The organism is Segatella albensis DSM 11370 = JCM 12258, from assembly GCF_000426565.1.
Lineage (GTDB): Bacteria > Bacteroidota > Bacteroidia > Bacteroidales > Bacteroidaceae > Prevotella > Prevotella albensis.
This window is the reverse complement of record NZ_AUFP01000005.1, coordinates 120622-134990: the sequence shown is the minus strand read 5'-3', so window position 1 is coordinate 134990 and position 14369 is coordinate 120622. Positions and strand designations below refer to the sequence as shown.

Below are 14369 nucleotides of genomic sequence, written 5' to 3'. Positions count from 1 at the left end.
TAATTATTTCTGACGGATAATCCATGCGCCGGCAGCATTTAAAGCCTCGTCTAAAGCCTGAACCTTCTCGATACAGTTCTTTACTTGTGCGTCACCAGGGGCGTCGATGAAGGCCTTGCCACTATTCTTGGCTGACTCTAAGGCTGCGATAGCTTCGTTAAGCGCGTTGTTCAAGGCTGTATATCCTTCATATTTATGCTGTTGCATATAGTTCATCAAAGAATTCTTGGCAGGAACGGTTGCGTTGATGTCGCGTAAACCATAGAGTGAATTCTTGATAGAGTAGATGTTGTCCTGGTAATCCTGGAAAGAACGCTTGCTGTAAGGTGACTCGATATAATCGGCTGCATCCTGGTCGTCGCCTTGACCGGTAGCTACACGATAAGCCTGACCCAACTTCTGGGTGTATACTTCCTGACAAATATCAGAGCAACCACCAACGAAGATATTCTGGAGAGTTTCCTGCCATGTAGGGAACATACCATTGGCAGAACCGGCACTTATTACCTCAAGACCATAGCCGATACCTTTGCTTGACAAACCAGCATAGTGTGTACCGTCGAGAGTCCATTTGGCAGCGTTCACAGTATTTTTTACGCTTTCGCTGGCCTTGTCTCCCATCCAACCATAGGCGAGTAGGGATGTCATATTGCGAAGGTCTCCGGCAACGGCAACGGCGAAGGCACATTCGTCAAGAGTCTTGATAGAAGTAAGTTGCTTCTCGGTCTCGTTTTCTGCTGTAAGAGCAGCCAAGGTACGGTTAGCACCATTACGGAAGAGGATGAACTCTAATCCATGGAAGCCCAATACAGAGTCGAAATCATGGTTCTTCTTATATACGAACTTATCGGCCTGTGCTCCGTTGATACCAGCGATCACATCCTTATCGTTCAAAGCCTTTACCAACTGGTCGTGGTCGAGAGGCCAAGAGTCGATATGTGGGTCGATATTATTGTCGGTAGCGGCACCATAGAGGAAAGACTCACTCTCTTCCCAATATTTACGGGCAGTCTTGAAAGCGTTACAGGCAGCGTCGATATCAGTCTGTGTCAAGGTTCCAGCCTTGCGCTTAGCATATAGGTTCTGACAAGCCTCATAAAGGGTCTGTGTATTTGTTGCCAAATCCGTGTAAGTAGGTTCTACCACATTCTTGACATAATTTTCTGCGATAGCTTGCATCTCGGAGGAAGTTGTTGCTTCTGTGTTCTCGTTGTTGTCATCACTACTACAAGAAGTGGTGGTTAATGTCATCGTGCTTATTGCTGCGAAGAGCAAAGCATACTTGAAATACTTTTTCATCGTTTTTTTTATATTTGATTAATTAAATTCTCTGATTTATTTAGAGGAAGAATCCCTCGTATACCACACCGATATTGATAGAAGGTTCGTTATTATAGGAATTCTTGAATTTGCGCAAGTTATATTCAGCCTTGATACCGATTTGTGGAACAGGATGATAGTTGATGCCTGCGGCCAAAATCTGTTTGTTGGTCCATTGCTTTGTCGTGGCGTGAATATAAGAATCATAATATTCGTAATGACCGAAGACATAAAGTTTCTTATTGTCGGCACGAAGAGACTCAATCTGCGAGAAAATATCATAACCAGCCTCGATCATGGTAGCAATAGCATGACTACCGAAATATTTTCCGTTACCCGACTCGTAAGGTTTTACCAACGAGGTGGTAGGGTAAACATAAGAAGTAATCTTGTTGGCATCGCTCACATATCCATAGTCTGCATTTCCGCGAACAATCCAGTTGTGTGCGTTATAAGTGAAGTCGATGGTTCCGATATATACGTTTCCCTTGATGTTCTTAGCATCACTGGTCTCCATATCATGAGGTACGGCGTTGTGCATAGCTTGTCCGTAATAGCCACTCATACCGATGCGTAAACCTGGGATGGAATAGTTATCGAGACGACCAGCTATAGCATATTTGTTGGCAACATCAAACTCGAAAGGAGATTGTGTGCCACCTTTTATCCAGTTTGTACGACTGAAGTTGAAAGCGTTCAAACCAGCAAGCACTTGGGCCTCATAACGAAATCTCCCTAAGCGTCCCCAAAGAGAAATACCGGTCTGATGCCAGGTACAAGGGAGTATTGTGTTTTCTCCTTCCGGACGATATACTGTGAAGAAGTTTAATGGTTCATGATTGGCGTTGGTCAATCCGATAGGTACTACAATATGTCCCATCTTTAGATTTAAAGCACGTGAGAAGGACTTCTGCAACCAAAATTGCTCCAATTCCACTTCGCCGCCTCGTTCGTTTTCCTGTTCAAACTCGATAGCTTCATCGGCTTCGTATTCAGTAGAAGAACCACTACCGCCATGTTCAAACTCAATCTCACTACCCAAGGTCCAACCTTTACCGAAATCGTAACCTAGATAGATCACAGCATGAGGGATGTCGAAACGTCCATGACTCGGATCGTTCTTGTATTTCTGAGGAACCGTATATCGATTGCCGTTGTCACTATAGAAGTTTTTGCTGTAGGCAACTTCTCCATATCCTCCGATGCTGAGACGTTTCCCTCCGGCATGATTCATCACAGAATCGGCCGCATGGGTCTGGGCATCTGCATATATACCACTTGTAAATGTCATGATTCCAGCAAGAATGCTGATTTTGAATGAATTATTCATATCTGAAATATATTATGTATTTTCGCATTATTTCCGGATGCAAAAGTACGGATCTTTACATTTCTATACAATACTTAAAAATTGGTAAAAGTATGGATACCTACTTTTGGGGATGGGGGATAGACGTAAAAAATAAAAGGCACGTTTCTCAACGTACCTAATATCTATTATACAAAAACATTATGAACTTTATTATTTCGTGAACTCTTCTGTCCCACTTATTGTATGTTGGCTAAAGAAGAATGGACTGCTTTATTCTTTCTTTTACAAAAACGTTCACATTGGGCACAAATGTCATATCCTAGCATCGCGCCAAGAATGAAGTCTTCTTCTGGTGAAAGTTTGCATAATGGTTTTGTCACAATAAGTCTGATCGCATCCAGACATTCTCGTTTGCCGAAATAAAGGTTCAGACGGTCGTTACCCACGGGTTGGAGTATATATTCTATACCTTGATGCTGTAGGCGCTCAAGGGCCTCCTCCTCGTATTTCTTGTTGAAGGTGTAGAGTATCATGTTGCGTACACCTTTTCTATACTCGTATATGTGGTTGGCGAGAACTTTTAACTCTATTGGCATAATTGTTTATATGTACGGGATAATAGGAAAAACTAAAGAGATTTCTTGATGCTGTCGAGCCATGCGTCGATGCGACCTTCTGTCTTGTCATCTTCGTTGACGTCATCAAGGGCAAGACCTACAAACTTACCATCAACAACAGCTTCGCTGTCATCATAGTTGTAATCGTCTGCTGATACTCCAGGAAGTACATTCGCTCCGGCTTCTACAACGGCATCATAGAGTTCCTTCATGCCTCCACAGAAGGTATCGCAATAACTTTCGCTGTCGCCACAACCGAATAAGGCAACGGTCTTGCCGGATAATCCTGTGGCTTTCAGAGTCTTGATACCATCATACCAGTCATCTTGTAATTCTCCGGCTCCCCAGGTAGAAGTCCCTAGAATCAAGTTATTATTACCGTTAATATCATCGGCTTTAAGGTTCTGGACATCAATTGCGTTCACGCCCAATTTCTTGGCGATAGTTTCTGCGATTGTCTGACATGTTCCTGTAGAGGAGCCGTAGATTACTATTGTTTTCTCCATCGTTTTATTAATTTTAGGGTTTATTTTTCGGGTCATCCTTATAAGTAGGATACAACCCATGAACAATTTCTTGGCTGCAAAGATACAGGCAATCGTAGAAATCTGCAATACTTAAAAATGGGTAAAGATATTTCTACCTACTTTAGGGGATAGATAAAAATAGGCACGCTCCATAACGTACCTATTTATGATGATGAATATGATATATGTATGTCATTTCAAAGGCACACCATACGTATTTTTAACTTCTTTCATTACAAAGACACTATGGAAATAACCTACGCTCTCTATGTTTCCCAGTTTGGTACGCATGAACTCTTGGTAAGAATCCATATCGCGCGTTTGAATCTTTAGGGTGAAGTCATACTCTCCACTCGTGTTATAACATTCCGTTATCTCCTCAATACCTTGTATTGTTTCCATGAAATCATCCATCAATTGTTGGGAATGATGTCTCAGGCGCATATTGCAGAGTACGGTAATCCCATTCCCCGTCTTTTTAGAGTCCAGAATTGCATGGTATCCCTTGATAAATCCCTCACGCTCCAGTCGCTTCTGTCGGTCGAAAGTTGGCGATGTTGAGAGGTTTATCCGAGCTGCAAGTTCTTTGATCGTGAGCGTGGAATCCTTTTGGAGAATGCGCAATATCTTGCGATCTGTATCGTCTAAATCTTCGTATTTCATGCTTTTTGATAGAATAATATTCTGTTATTCGATGTGATAATAGCACAAAAATAGTATATTTTTCTGAAGTTGCCAAATAATATTTGATAAATGATATTGTTCTATTATCTTTGCACATCGAAAATCATTATAAAAACGAATATCAAATGACAAAATTTATCAAAGGTGTAGAGGTTCCTCAGAGAGCCGATTTCGTGGGAAGTTTTCTTCGTCCATCTGATCTTAGTATAAGTAATTGTGACAGATATGTAGCGGAGGTGATAGAGAAACAGAAACAATTAGGTTATCATATTATTACGGATGGTGAGTTCAATAGAACCTATTGGCATCTAGATTTCTTCTGGGGATTTGGAGGTGTTGCCCATGAGCGTGGAGGAGACGTTATTTTTAACGGGGAGAAAGCCCAACTCGAACGGGTCTATCTTACCGGTAAACTTACCGCCCAGCCTCATCCTTTCATAGAGGCCTTCAGACGTACCCAACAATATGAGGATGCTCAGAGTATCGCCAAACTTACGATTCCTGCTCCGGCACAATTTTTCCAACAACTCATCATTCCTCAGAATTATTCCTCCACACGTGCGATTTATCCTGATTTCGAAGATTTGATACACGACATCGCTTTCGTATATCGTGATTTCATTCGCCAATTCTATGAGATAGGAGGTCGTTATCTGCAATTCGATGATTGTACTTGGGGTGCTATTGTTGGCGAGGCAGCAGCCCAACGATACGCCAGTCTAAGTACTAATCTCGATGAAGTCAAGGACCTTTTACTTACTGTCAACAATTTATCTTTAGAGGGTCGTCCCGAAGGCTTAGTTGTAGCATCCCATATCTGCCGTGGCAATTACCATTCTACCTGGTTTAATAGTGGAGCATACGATTCAGTAGCCGACTGGGTGTTTGCGCGAGAGAAAGTAGACGTCCTCTATCTAGAGTATGATGATGAACGTTCAGGAGGTTTTGAACCCTTGAGTAAGGTAAGTGACGATAAACATGTCGTCCTCGGACTTATCACCACCAAGCGTCCGGAATTGGAGGATAAATCCTATATCATCCATCGCATCCATGAGGCTGCTCAATATATTCCGCTCAATCGACTTTCACTTTCTCCTCAATGTGGTTTTGCTTCTTGTGCCATAGGTAACAAACTCACCCAAGAGGAACAATGGAATAAACTTCGTCTGGTTCGCGAGATTGCAGATGAAGTATGGCCCGCCCGATAAACGAAAAACATAAAAATAAGTAGAAAAACGTGGAGATATAAGAAATAATATTTATATTTGATGCAGAAAAGAACATAATTCGGTGATACTCAAAAACATAAGCTTATGAGAAAGTGGATAGCGCTGATGATATTCTGCATCTGTAGTTTGATGATAGGAGCACAGAATGTGAAGACTATCAGAGGGCATATAAGCGATGAGAAAGGGCACGATATCAAGGCTGCCTCGGTTATCGCAGATGATGGGCATACAGCTACGGTTTCCAATGAGAACGGGGATTTTATCTTGAACGTGCCGGAGAAGACACGTACCGTTACTGTATCACATCTAGGTTATCTTTCGGAGGTACTTAAGATTGAAGAAAAGACAGAACTCAGCATCCACCTACACTCTAAGGCTGTGATGCTACAAGATGTGTTGGTGGCTGATGCTGAGGATGTCTTGAAGATTGCCATTCAGAATATTCCGAAGAATTATGTGATGCAACCACAATTGTATGATTGCTTTTATCGCGAGACGACGTGCAAGGGTAGGCGGTTTATCTATGTTGCTGAGGCTGTGATGCAGATGTATAAGATGGCGACAGACTGCGGTATTGACTTTGATAAAGTGGCTATTGGCAAGGCGCGTCGATTGATTTCCACGCAGGCTAATGATACCTTGGGAGCTAAGATAGCAGGTGGTCCTACGACTCCATTGATCCTCGATATCGTGAAGAACCGAGATTATTTGTTGAATGATGTCGTTCTTTCGCAATATAAGTTTTCGATGAGGCCTGCTCCTATGACAACAGATGGCAGAAGTGAGGTTATCGTGACGATAAAACCTTATCGCGTGACCGATGAGGCTCTACTTTGGGGAGATTTCTATATCGATACGGAGTCGATGGCTATCCGACAAGTCAACTTGCAATTGGATATGAAGGATCGTAATAAGGCAGAGCGCTTTATGTTGCAACGAAAGCCTGTAGGTGTGAGGTTTAAACCCCAGTATTTGAATATTCAGTTGAACTATCGCCCGGACAGTTATGGAAAACTCTTTTTGGGCTATATCCGTTCGGATATTGCCTTTAAATGCGATTGGAAACGACGATTGTTCTCGGCAGGCTATCGGGTAACCTCAGAAATGGTAGTAACAGACGTGAAAGTTGATGGTATAAAGCCGATTAAGGGAAAAGACAGTTTTCGTAAACAAGAATCTCTTTATGACCATCCCGAATATTTTGGTGATGCAGATTTCTGGCAGAAATATAATATCATAGCCCCAACAGAAAACTTGCTCAATGGCATCAAGAAATTTATGAAGCGCGGAAAATAAACAAATTTGGGCAACGAAACGGAATAGAATTGACGAGAAATCCGTACCTTTGCAGTCGATAAGATTGTAAGGAAAAAGGTTATGGATAAGAATCGGATAGATATGCTTCACGGTCCTCTGTTGGGCAAGATCATGAGTTTTGCGCTCCCTTTTGCGGTAAGTAGCATCTTGCAACAGTTGTTCAATTCCGTGGATGTTGCTGTCGTAGGTCGCTTTGCATCGAGCGAAGCCCTTGCTGCGGTAGGGGCCAACACGTTTCTCATCAACCTGATGCTTAATCTTTTTCTAGGAATTTCGATAGGAGCTAATGTGGTCATCGCCAATCTGATAGGCCAACGTGATGGTAAGCGCATCCGAAAAGCTGTGGGCAGCACGATGGTAATCGCTTTGGTGTGTGGATGCATCATGCTCATGGTGGGATTGGCCATAGCGCGTCCTGTTTTGGAGTGGATGGGGACTCCGCAGAATATCTTGGATGATGCCGTACTCTATCTGAGAATCTATTTCCTAGGAGTTCCTTGCTTTATGGTCTACAACTTTGGAGCTTCGATATTGAGAAGTAAAGGCGATACCAAGCGACCGCTATATATCCTTGTCATAGCGGGAGTTATCAACGCCATGCTCAACCTATTGTTTGTTATCGTATTTCGGATGAGTGTGGCCGGAGTTGCTATTGCCACAGGTATAGCCAACCTATTTAGTGCCGTCGTAATCATATATTTGTTGAAGCACGAAAAGATGCCTTTCCGACTTCGATGGCGATATCTGAGTTTAGACCGACAAGAGGTAAAGCGCATTCTTCAGATAGGTATACCGGCAGGTTTGCAAACCATGGTATTCTCACTTAGTAATGTGTTTGTACAGACGAGCATCAATACCTATGGTTCTTCGGCTATCGCCGGGGCAAGCATCAGTCAGATGTTCGACTACTATTGCTATTTCTTGATGGTAGGTTTTAATAGTGCGGCCGTAACCTTCGTGGGACAAAACTATGGAGCCGGTCGCATAGACCGTTGCAAACGTATCTTTTGGATCTGTTTGGGAGGTGGAGCGTTAGCCTGTCTAGCAGGAAATCTACTCTTCATATTAGGCTCCGATAGTTTCGTTTCCATCTTCTCCGAAGACCGCGAGGTGGCGCGATATGCCATGCTTCGTATGTCTACGGTTTTGTGGTTTCAATGGATGGCAGCAGGTTACGAGATACCGGCATCTGCCATGCGAGGCTTGGGTCATTCCATGGAGCCAGCCTTGATCACGATATTTGGTACGTGCGTGTTCCGTCTGGTATGGATATTCACCATCGTTCCTGTATGGACAGGTTTCCAACATCTGATGATGATATATCCTATCTCGTGGATCTTTACCGTTCTGTTGATGGTTCCCGTATATATTTGGCAGAGTAGAAAGGCATTTGCGCGATTCTAATCTTATCCGATATATGATTGCCACCTTTTACAAGGGATACTTGATATATTGTGTGATATTTCTTGTTTCAAGAATAAAAATAGTATTTCATATCGCAAGCAATTTCTCTAAATCTTTAAATAAATTTAATGATAAATAGCGCACAAAAATTCCCGATGAAGCAAAAGACTCAAATAGTCTATTTCGGCTGTAGGCTTTTGCGGTACTCGCTGGGTGATAGGCCAAGGTGCTTGGTACAGTAGCGACTGAAGTACGAGAGCGAGGCGAAATTCATACGCTCGGCTATCTGGGTGAGCGACAGGCGTTCGTCGTCGAGATAGTCTTTCAGTATGGGCACGGTGTGGCGGTCGATGTAGGAGGTAACGGTGTGACCAGTCACCCGTTTGATGGTGGCAGATAGGTATTTGGGTGACACATTCAAGCGCTCTGCATAATAGCTAACGTCTCGTTCTGTGCGACTGATGCCAGTAGCAAGCAGAGCCATGAGCTGTTTCACGATATAGGCCGTGCGGTCGGTTTGGGTGTCTGTGGTGTCGCGTTGAGCATGGGCCTCAAATATGTCGTACATCATAGTTAGACAGAGACTGCCCATCAGTTCGCGGTAGAACTGCAGATGGCGGTCGCCCATACGCTCACGAATCCTATGGAAGTCGCATAGTAGATGGCAGACATGCTCATCGGTAAGTTTGATGACTGGGTTTTGGTTCAACGAGATGCTACCTCCGATGCTGTAGTTGTTCGATGGCAGCAGGTTCTGTAGAAACTTATAGTCAGCCGCAAACCATTCCACCTGCAGGTCGCTGTGTGCCGCAAGGTTACTTACGTTGTCGGGGTAGGGTATCACTACCAAGTCGTTCTTCTTGATGTGATAGCAATGCTCATTGAACACAAAACTGCCCTCGCCAGCCGTGCACAACAGGTGTATGCAGGTATGGCTCAATTCCTTCTCGTTCATCGCGTAGAAGTCATTGGAATATTGAAAATCTACCTCCATGGTTGCGAAATTACACATTATTTTTAATATAAACAAACGAATTATGCAAAAAGTGAAAATCGTGACGCTTTTTGTGAAACAATTGTATGAAAGAATCATCGTATCTTTGCACCGTGAAAGCTGCGATTAAGCGAGCAAAGAGCCGAATACTATTCGAACTTTTCCGAGCGAAAGCAGGTTCGAACGAAGTTCAAACTTTAAAACGATTAGAACAATGGATTTCAGAATGCAAGATCGCATGGAGTTGAAGGCATTAGTAGACTTCTACGCAACAGAGAGTGACAAGAATAATCAGGACTGCTACGTTGATATTTTCCGTCCCGACATCAAGCTGAATGTTTATTTCGGCGGTAAGCTGGGCATGTCGGCAACCGATGTACAGGATATGATTCGCCAGTACAAGGCATTCGGCGCAGCCAAAGTATCGTTCCACATGAATGGCCAGCAGAACGTTGACTTTGTGGACGAGACCCACGCTACTGGAACCTGCTACGCACTTGCTACGTTGGTAACAGAGCAGGAGGGTAAAGACGTACTGACAACTCATGCAGTTCGCTACTACGATAAGTATGTGAAGATAGACGGTCGCTGGTGGATTGCAGAGCGCGAGCAGTATTTTGAGTGGTCAACCAATCAGACTTTAGGATAAAAAGAATATGGCAAAAGTATTGATAGCATATTTCTCTCGTCGTGGAGAGAACTACGTGAACGGAAGCATAAAGAATTTGAAACAGGGAAACACTGAGGTTGTGGCAGGAAAGATAAAGGATCTGCTGCCTGATGCCGATGTATTCCAAATTGACACGACTTACGAATATTCAAAGGACTATATGACCTGCATCGAGGAAGCCAAGCAGGAGTTACGTGAACAGGCTCGCCCAGAAGTAAAGAATCCTCTGGAGAGCATCGATGAATACGACACCATCATCCTCGGCTATCCCAACTGGTGGGGTACGATGCCGATGGTATGTTACACGTTCTTGGAGTCGTATGACTTCACTGGCAAGACCATTATTCCATACTGCACCAATGAGGGCAGTGGTATGGGCAGTAGTGTCCGCTTCATCAAGAAACTTTGTCCCACGGCTTACGTCATCGATGGCACACCCATTCATGGGGCAGAGGCTGCTAACGCAGACCGCGAGGCAAGAGAAATAGCTGAATTAGCAAAATAAAACAGATTACTAATAAGATAAACAATACGACTATGCAGAACTTTGATTACATGACCCCGACGCGACTTATCTTTGGTAAGGAGTCTATTGTGAAGCTGCCCAGCGTCATGGCGCAGTTTGGTAAGAAAATTCTCCTCACTTATGGTGGTGGAAGCATTAAAAAAATAGGTCTTTATGACCGCGTGAAGGAACTGCTGGAAGGCTATGACATCGTGGAACTCTCTGGCATTCAACCCAATCCTAAATATGACCCAAGCGTGCTTGATGGCGTGCGCCTCTGCAAGGAACACAATATCGACGTTATCCTTGCTGTGGGTGGTGGCAGCGTACTCGACTGCTCGAAAGCCATCGCTGCTGGTGCCAAATACGACGGCGACCCATGGAATTTGATTTCTTATAAGGTAAAGGCGCAGGCAGCCCTGCCTATTGTCGATATCATCACTCTAGCCGCTACGGGGTCAGAATACGATTGTGGAGGCGTTATCTCACGCACAGAGACCAACGACAAAATCGGTTATCTCGACCCACATCTGTTTCCTGCCGTTTCTATTCTCGACCCCGTCTATACATTCACCGTATCGAAGAAGCAGACAGCTGCAGGTATTGCCGATGCAATGAACCACACAATCGAACAGTACTTCGTGGCCGACTCTACGCTGCTCAATGACGGTTTCTGCGAATCGATGCTGCGCAGTCTGATGGAGAACGGTCGCAAATGTTTGGAGAATCCAGAGGACTATACCGCTCGTGCTGAGATGATGCTCTGTTGTACCTATGGCTGCAACGGTATTTTGGCCCTTGGCAATAGCCAGTCAGGTTGGCCATGTCACGGCATTGAACATGCCCTAAGTGCCTATTACGACATTACCCACGGCGAAGGTCTTGCCATTATCACGCCTCGTTGGATGCGTCATATTCTCAATGAGCGCACACTGCCACGCTTCGTGAAGTACGGCATCAACGTGTTTGGTATCGATGCCTCACTGCCTAAGCAGGAGATTGCCGAGAAGGCCATCGACGCTACTTATAAGTTCTTTGAGAGCATCAATATCCCAATGCACCTGCGTGAGGTCGGCATCGATGACAGCCGTATTGACGAGATGGCCCACCACATTGCTGTGAACGAAGGTCTTGAGAATGCTTATGTTTCCTTGACCGAGCAGGACATCAAGGAGATTCTGATGGCAAGTCTGTAAACAAACAACTGAACGATATGGAGACATTCAGATTATCAAACGGTGTGGAGATACCCCTGTTGGGCTATGGCGTTTTTCAGGTGTCGCCTGAAGAGTGTGAACGCTGTGTGACGGATGCGCTTAGCGTTGGTTACCGTCTTATTGATACGGCACAGGCCTACTTTAATGAAGAAGGGGTGGGTAATGCCTGGCGCAAGAGTGGACAGAAGCGTGAGGATTTGTTCCTAGTAACAAAAGTCTGGATTTCGAATGCAGGCGAGGAAAAAGCGGCTAAGAGCATCGATGAGAGCCTGCGCAAGTTGCAGACAGAATATATTGACCTGCTGCTTATCCATCAAGCCTACGGCGATGTGTTTGGCACGTGGCGGGCTATGGAGAAGGCCTATCGCGACGGGAAGGTTCGCGCCATTGGTGTGAGCAACTTCCAGGCAGGCCGTTTCTTCGACTTCGCACACTATGTGGAGGTGAAGCCGATGGTGAACCAACTACAGTGTAATACGCTCATACAGCAGACAGGCATCGAGCCTATACATGCTGCGTTTGGCACGAAGATGATGGCATGGGGGCCGCTTGGTGGACAGGGTGTCGATAGTATCGTGAAGAGTGAACAACTGGCTGGCATCGGAGCTAAGTATGGCAAGAGTGCAGCACAGGTTGCCCTTCGTTGGCTCACCCAGCGTGGTATCGTGGCTATTCCCAAGAGTACACACAAGGAGCGCATGGCTCAGAATTTCGATATCTTTAATTTTTCATTGACAGATGAAGAGATGGCACAGATTGCCACCATGAACCAGCATGACACGGGTACCATCAACTTTAGCGATCCCCAGTTTGTGAAGTATTTGATTGAAACATACGGATAAAATGAAAGTAATGAAATATATCTTGGCATCAGCCCTATGTATGCTGGTGTCAACAGCATGCAGCGGAACAAAAAAGAATGAAGCAAGCGTCAATGAACCTGCTTCGGAAGAGACTCAGACCGAAACTGTGAAAAAGGATGGCAAGACACTCATCGTATTCTTCTCGCATGCCGGTGACAACTACAGCGTGGGCAATATCAAGGTGGGTAACACGAAGATTGTGGCTGACTACATCAGCGAGATTATTGGTGCTGACCAGTTTGAAATTGTCACCCACAAGTACGATGGTATGGCCTACGCACCGCTCACGGAGTTAGCCAAGGAAGAGCAGAAGAATGGTGAACTGCCTCCATTCGAGGGAACTGTGGAAAATATCGGCCAGTATGATACCATCTTTATCGGTGGCCCTGTGTGGTGGGGGACCTATCCGCAGGTGATGTTTACCTTTTTCTCGAAGTATGATTTGAACGGTAAGACTATCATTCCCTTCACTACGCATGAGGGCTCTGGTCTTGGCAGTTGTGTGAAGGACGTGAAGAAGGCTTATCCTAATGCGAACGTTACAGGTGAGTTCTCCATGTACGGACACGATGTGCGCAATGGTAAGGAACGAGTAGAAAAGTGGCTTAAAAAAATAGGATTCTAAGATGAGAAAGATATCAGTATTAGTTGGTGCTGGCAGCATTGGCCAGGCCATTATTCGCAGAGCGGTCACCGTCTGCCCGCATTACCGCAGGAACAGAACGAGGCATTGGCCACGCCACCAGTAGAAGAACTATTGGAACTGCCGTTCCTGAAGACCATCGATGATACGCTGAAGGCCTACCAGTATTCGAAGCGTTGCAACGTGCTTCGTGTAATGTACGAGGCAACCCGCTGGGGTCGTCGCGGAGCTACCATTAACTCCATCTCTCCAGGTATCATTATCACACCGCTGGCCAATGATGAACTTCATGGCCCTCGCAAGGAGGGTTATCTGAAGATGATTGAAGGAATGCCCGCCCGTCGTGCAGGAACACCAGACGAGGTTGGCGATCTCGCAGAGTTTCTGATGTCCTCGCGTGGTCGTTTTATCAGTGGTGCAGACATGCTCATTGATGGCGGTTGCACAGCCAGCTATTGGTATGGTGATTTGCAATATTTGAAAGCAACACATTAAATGATTGGAAATCATGTAACTTAGCACGCATATTTATTCCATATATGGTAAAGATAATAACATACAAGCCACAATATAAGCAGGATTTCATCCGTCTAAACCGACAGTGGATAGAGGCGTATTTCAAGTTGGAGGAGTCAGACTTGAAGACCTTTGCTCATATCGAAGAATACATCATCGGTCGTGGCGGACAAATCTTTCTGGCTGTCGATGACGAGGAAACGGTTGTCGGCTGTTGTGCACTGATTCCACATCCCGAGAAAGATTCTCATGAACTGGCAAAGATGGCAGTCTCGCCAAATGTACAGGGAAAGGGCATAGGTCTCCAACTTGGCAATGCTCTGTTGGACTACGCCGGCAGTCACGGCGTGAAGCGTATATTCCTTGAAGGCAATACTCATCTTAAAGCATCTATTGCCTTGTATCGCAAACTTGGATTCAAGGAAATACCGCTGATTGACAATTCCTATGAGCGTTGTGATATACTGATGGAACTGCGGACAGACGTGCAATCGCATAAAGAATTATGCCCTTGACGGTTGCTACGTAGATTAGTCTGGGGGATGTTTTCA

At 44.8% G+C, this 14369-nt stretch carries 15 protein-coding genes and 1 pseudogene; 10 read left to right on the top strand and 6 right to left on the bottom strand.

The window, feature by feature from the left end:
* Positions 1-3 precede the first annotated feature (3 nt).
* From K333_RS0103535 to K333_RS0103515, 5 genes are all read right to left on the bottom strand, one after another.
* Positions 4-1299: an imelysin family protein gene (locus K333_RS0103535; RefSeq protein WP_024989305.1), complete on the bottom strand. Its 1296-nt coding sequence runs from the start codon at positions 1297-1299 to the stop codon at positions 4-6.
* A gap of 40 nt (positions 1300-1339) precedes the next feature.
* Positions 1340-2650, bottom strand: a complete 1311-nt coding sequence (locus K333_RS0103530) for a hypothetical protein (RefSeq protein WP_024989304.1) — start codon at positions 2648-2650, stop codon at positions 1340-1342.
* Positions 2651-2868: 218 nt separating this feature from the next.
* Positions 2869-3228 carry a DUF2023 family protein gene (locus K333_RS0103525; protein WP_024989303.1) on the bottom strand — a complete coding sequence of 120 codons (360 nt, stop codon included), beginning with the start codon at positions 3226-3228 and terminating at the stop codon, positions 2869-2871.
* A 32-nt stretch (positions 3229-3260) separates the two neighbouring features.
* Positions 3261-3755 carry a flavodoxin FldA gene (gene fldA / locus K333_RS0103520; RefSeq protein ID WP_024989302.1) on the bottom strand — a complete coding sequence of 165 codons (495 nt, stop codon included), beginning with the start codon at positions 3753-3755 and terminating at the stop codon, positions 3261-3263.
* 213 nt (positions 3756-3968) lie between these two features.
* Positions 3969-4439, bottom strand: coding sequence for an Lrp/AsnC family transcriptional regulator (locus K333_RS0103515; RefSeq protein ID WP_024989301.1), 471 nt, complete (start codon positions 4437-4439; stop codon positions 3969-3971).
* A gap of 146 nt (positions 4440-4585) precedes the next feature.
* On the opposite strand from K333_RS0103515, the gene K333_RS0103510 reads away from it, so the two are divergent.
* The 3 genes from K333_RS0103510 (at position 4586) to K333_RS0103500 (ending at position 8410) form a co-directional block, all read left to right on the top strand.
* Complete coding sequence (locus tag K333_RS0103510) at positions 4586-5668, top strand: 5-methyltetrahydropteroyltriglutamate--homocysteine S-methyltransferase (protein ID WP_024989300.1); 1083 nt, start codon at positions 4586-4588, stop codon at positions 5666-5668.
* A 105-nt stretch (positions 5669-5773) separates the two neighbouring features.
* On the top strand, positions 5774-6985 hold the full coding sequence (locus K333_RS0103505; protein WP_027452339.1) for a carboxypeptidase-like regulatory domain-containing protein: 1212 nt from the start codon (positions 5774-5776) through the stop codon (positions 6983-6985).
* A gap of 81 nt (positions 6986-7066) precedes the next feature.
* Positions 7067-8410, top strand: a complete 1344-nt coding sequence (locus tag K333_RS0103500) for an MATE family efflux transporter (RefSeq protein WP_024989299.1) — start codon at positions 7067-7069, stop codon at positions 8408-8410.
* A 178-nt stretch (positions 8411-8588) separates the two neighbouring features.
* On the opposite strand, the gene K333_RS0103495 is transcribed toward K333_RS0103500, so the two are convergent.
* Positions 8589-9422, bottom strand: coding sequence for an AraC family transcriptional regulator (locus tag K333_RS0103495; RefSeq protein ID WP_024989298.1), 834 nt, complete (start codon positions 9420-9422; stop codon positions 8589-8591).
* A gap of 196 nt (positions 9423-9618) precedes the next feature.
* Here K333_RS0103495 and K333_RS0103490 point away from each other — a divergent pair, with 196 nt between their 5' ends.
* The 7 genes and pseudogenes from K333_RS0103490 to K333_RS11850 all read left to right on the top strand — a co-directional run bounded on the left by K333_RS0103490 (position 9619) and on the right by K333_RS11850 (position 14333).
* Positions 9619-10053, top strand: coding sequence for a nuclear transport factor 2 family protein (locus tag K333_RS0103490; RefSeq protein WP_027452337.1), 435 nt, complete (start codon positions 9619-9621; stop codon positions 10051-10053).
* Positions 10054-10060: 7 nt separating this feature from the next.
* Positions 10061-10579, top strand: a complete 519-nt coding sequence (locus tag K333_RS0103485) for a flavodoxin (protein WP_024989297.1) — start codon at positions 10061-10063, stop codon at positions 10577-10579.
* Positions 10580-10611: 32 nt separating this feature from the next.
* A complete protein-coding gene (locus K333_RS0103480; RefSeq protein WP_024989296.1) occupies positions 10612-11775 on the top strand; it encodes an iron-containing alcohol dehydrogenase in 1164 nt (387 codons plus the stop codon).
* A 17-nt stretch (positions 11776-11792) separates the two neighbouring features.
* A complete protein-coding gene (locus tag K333_RS0103475) occupies positions 11793-12638 on the top strand; it encodes an aldo/keto reductase (RefSeq protein WP_024989295.1) in 846 nt (281 codons plus the stop codon).
* A 1-nt stretch (position 12639) separates the two neighbouring features.
* Positions 12640-13284: a flavodoxin gene (locus K333_RS0103470; protein WP_027452336.1), complete on the top strand. Its 645-nt coding sequence runs from the start codon at positions 12640-12642 to the stop codon at positions 13282-13284.
* Between the two features lie 54 nt (positions 13285-13338).
* A pseudogene (locus K333_RS11855) lies at positions 13339-13797 on the top strand (SDR family oxidoreductase); the annotation flags it as partial.
* A gap of 44 nt (positions 13798-13841) precedes the next feature.
* On the top strand, positions 13842-14333 hold the full coding sequence (locus K333_RS11850) for a GNAT family N-acetyltransferase (protein WP_024989292.1): 492 nt from the start codon (positions 13842-13844) through the stop codon (positions 14331-14333).
* Positions 14334-14369 lie beyond the last annotated feature (36 nt).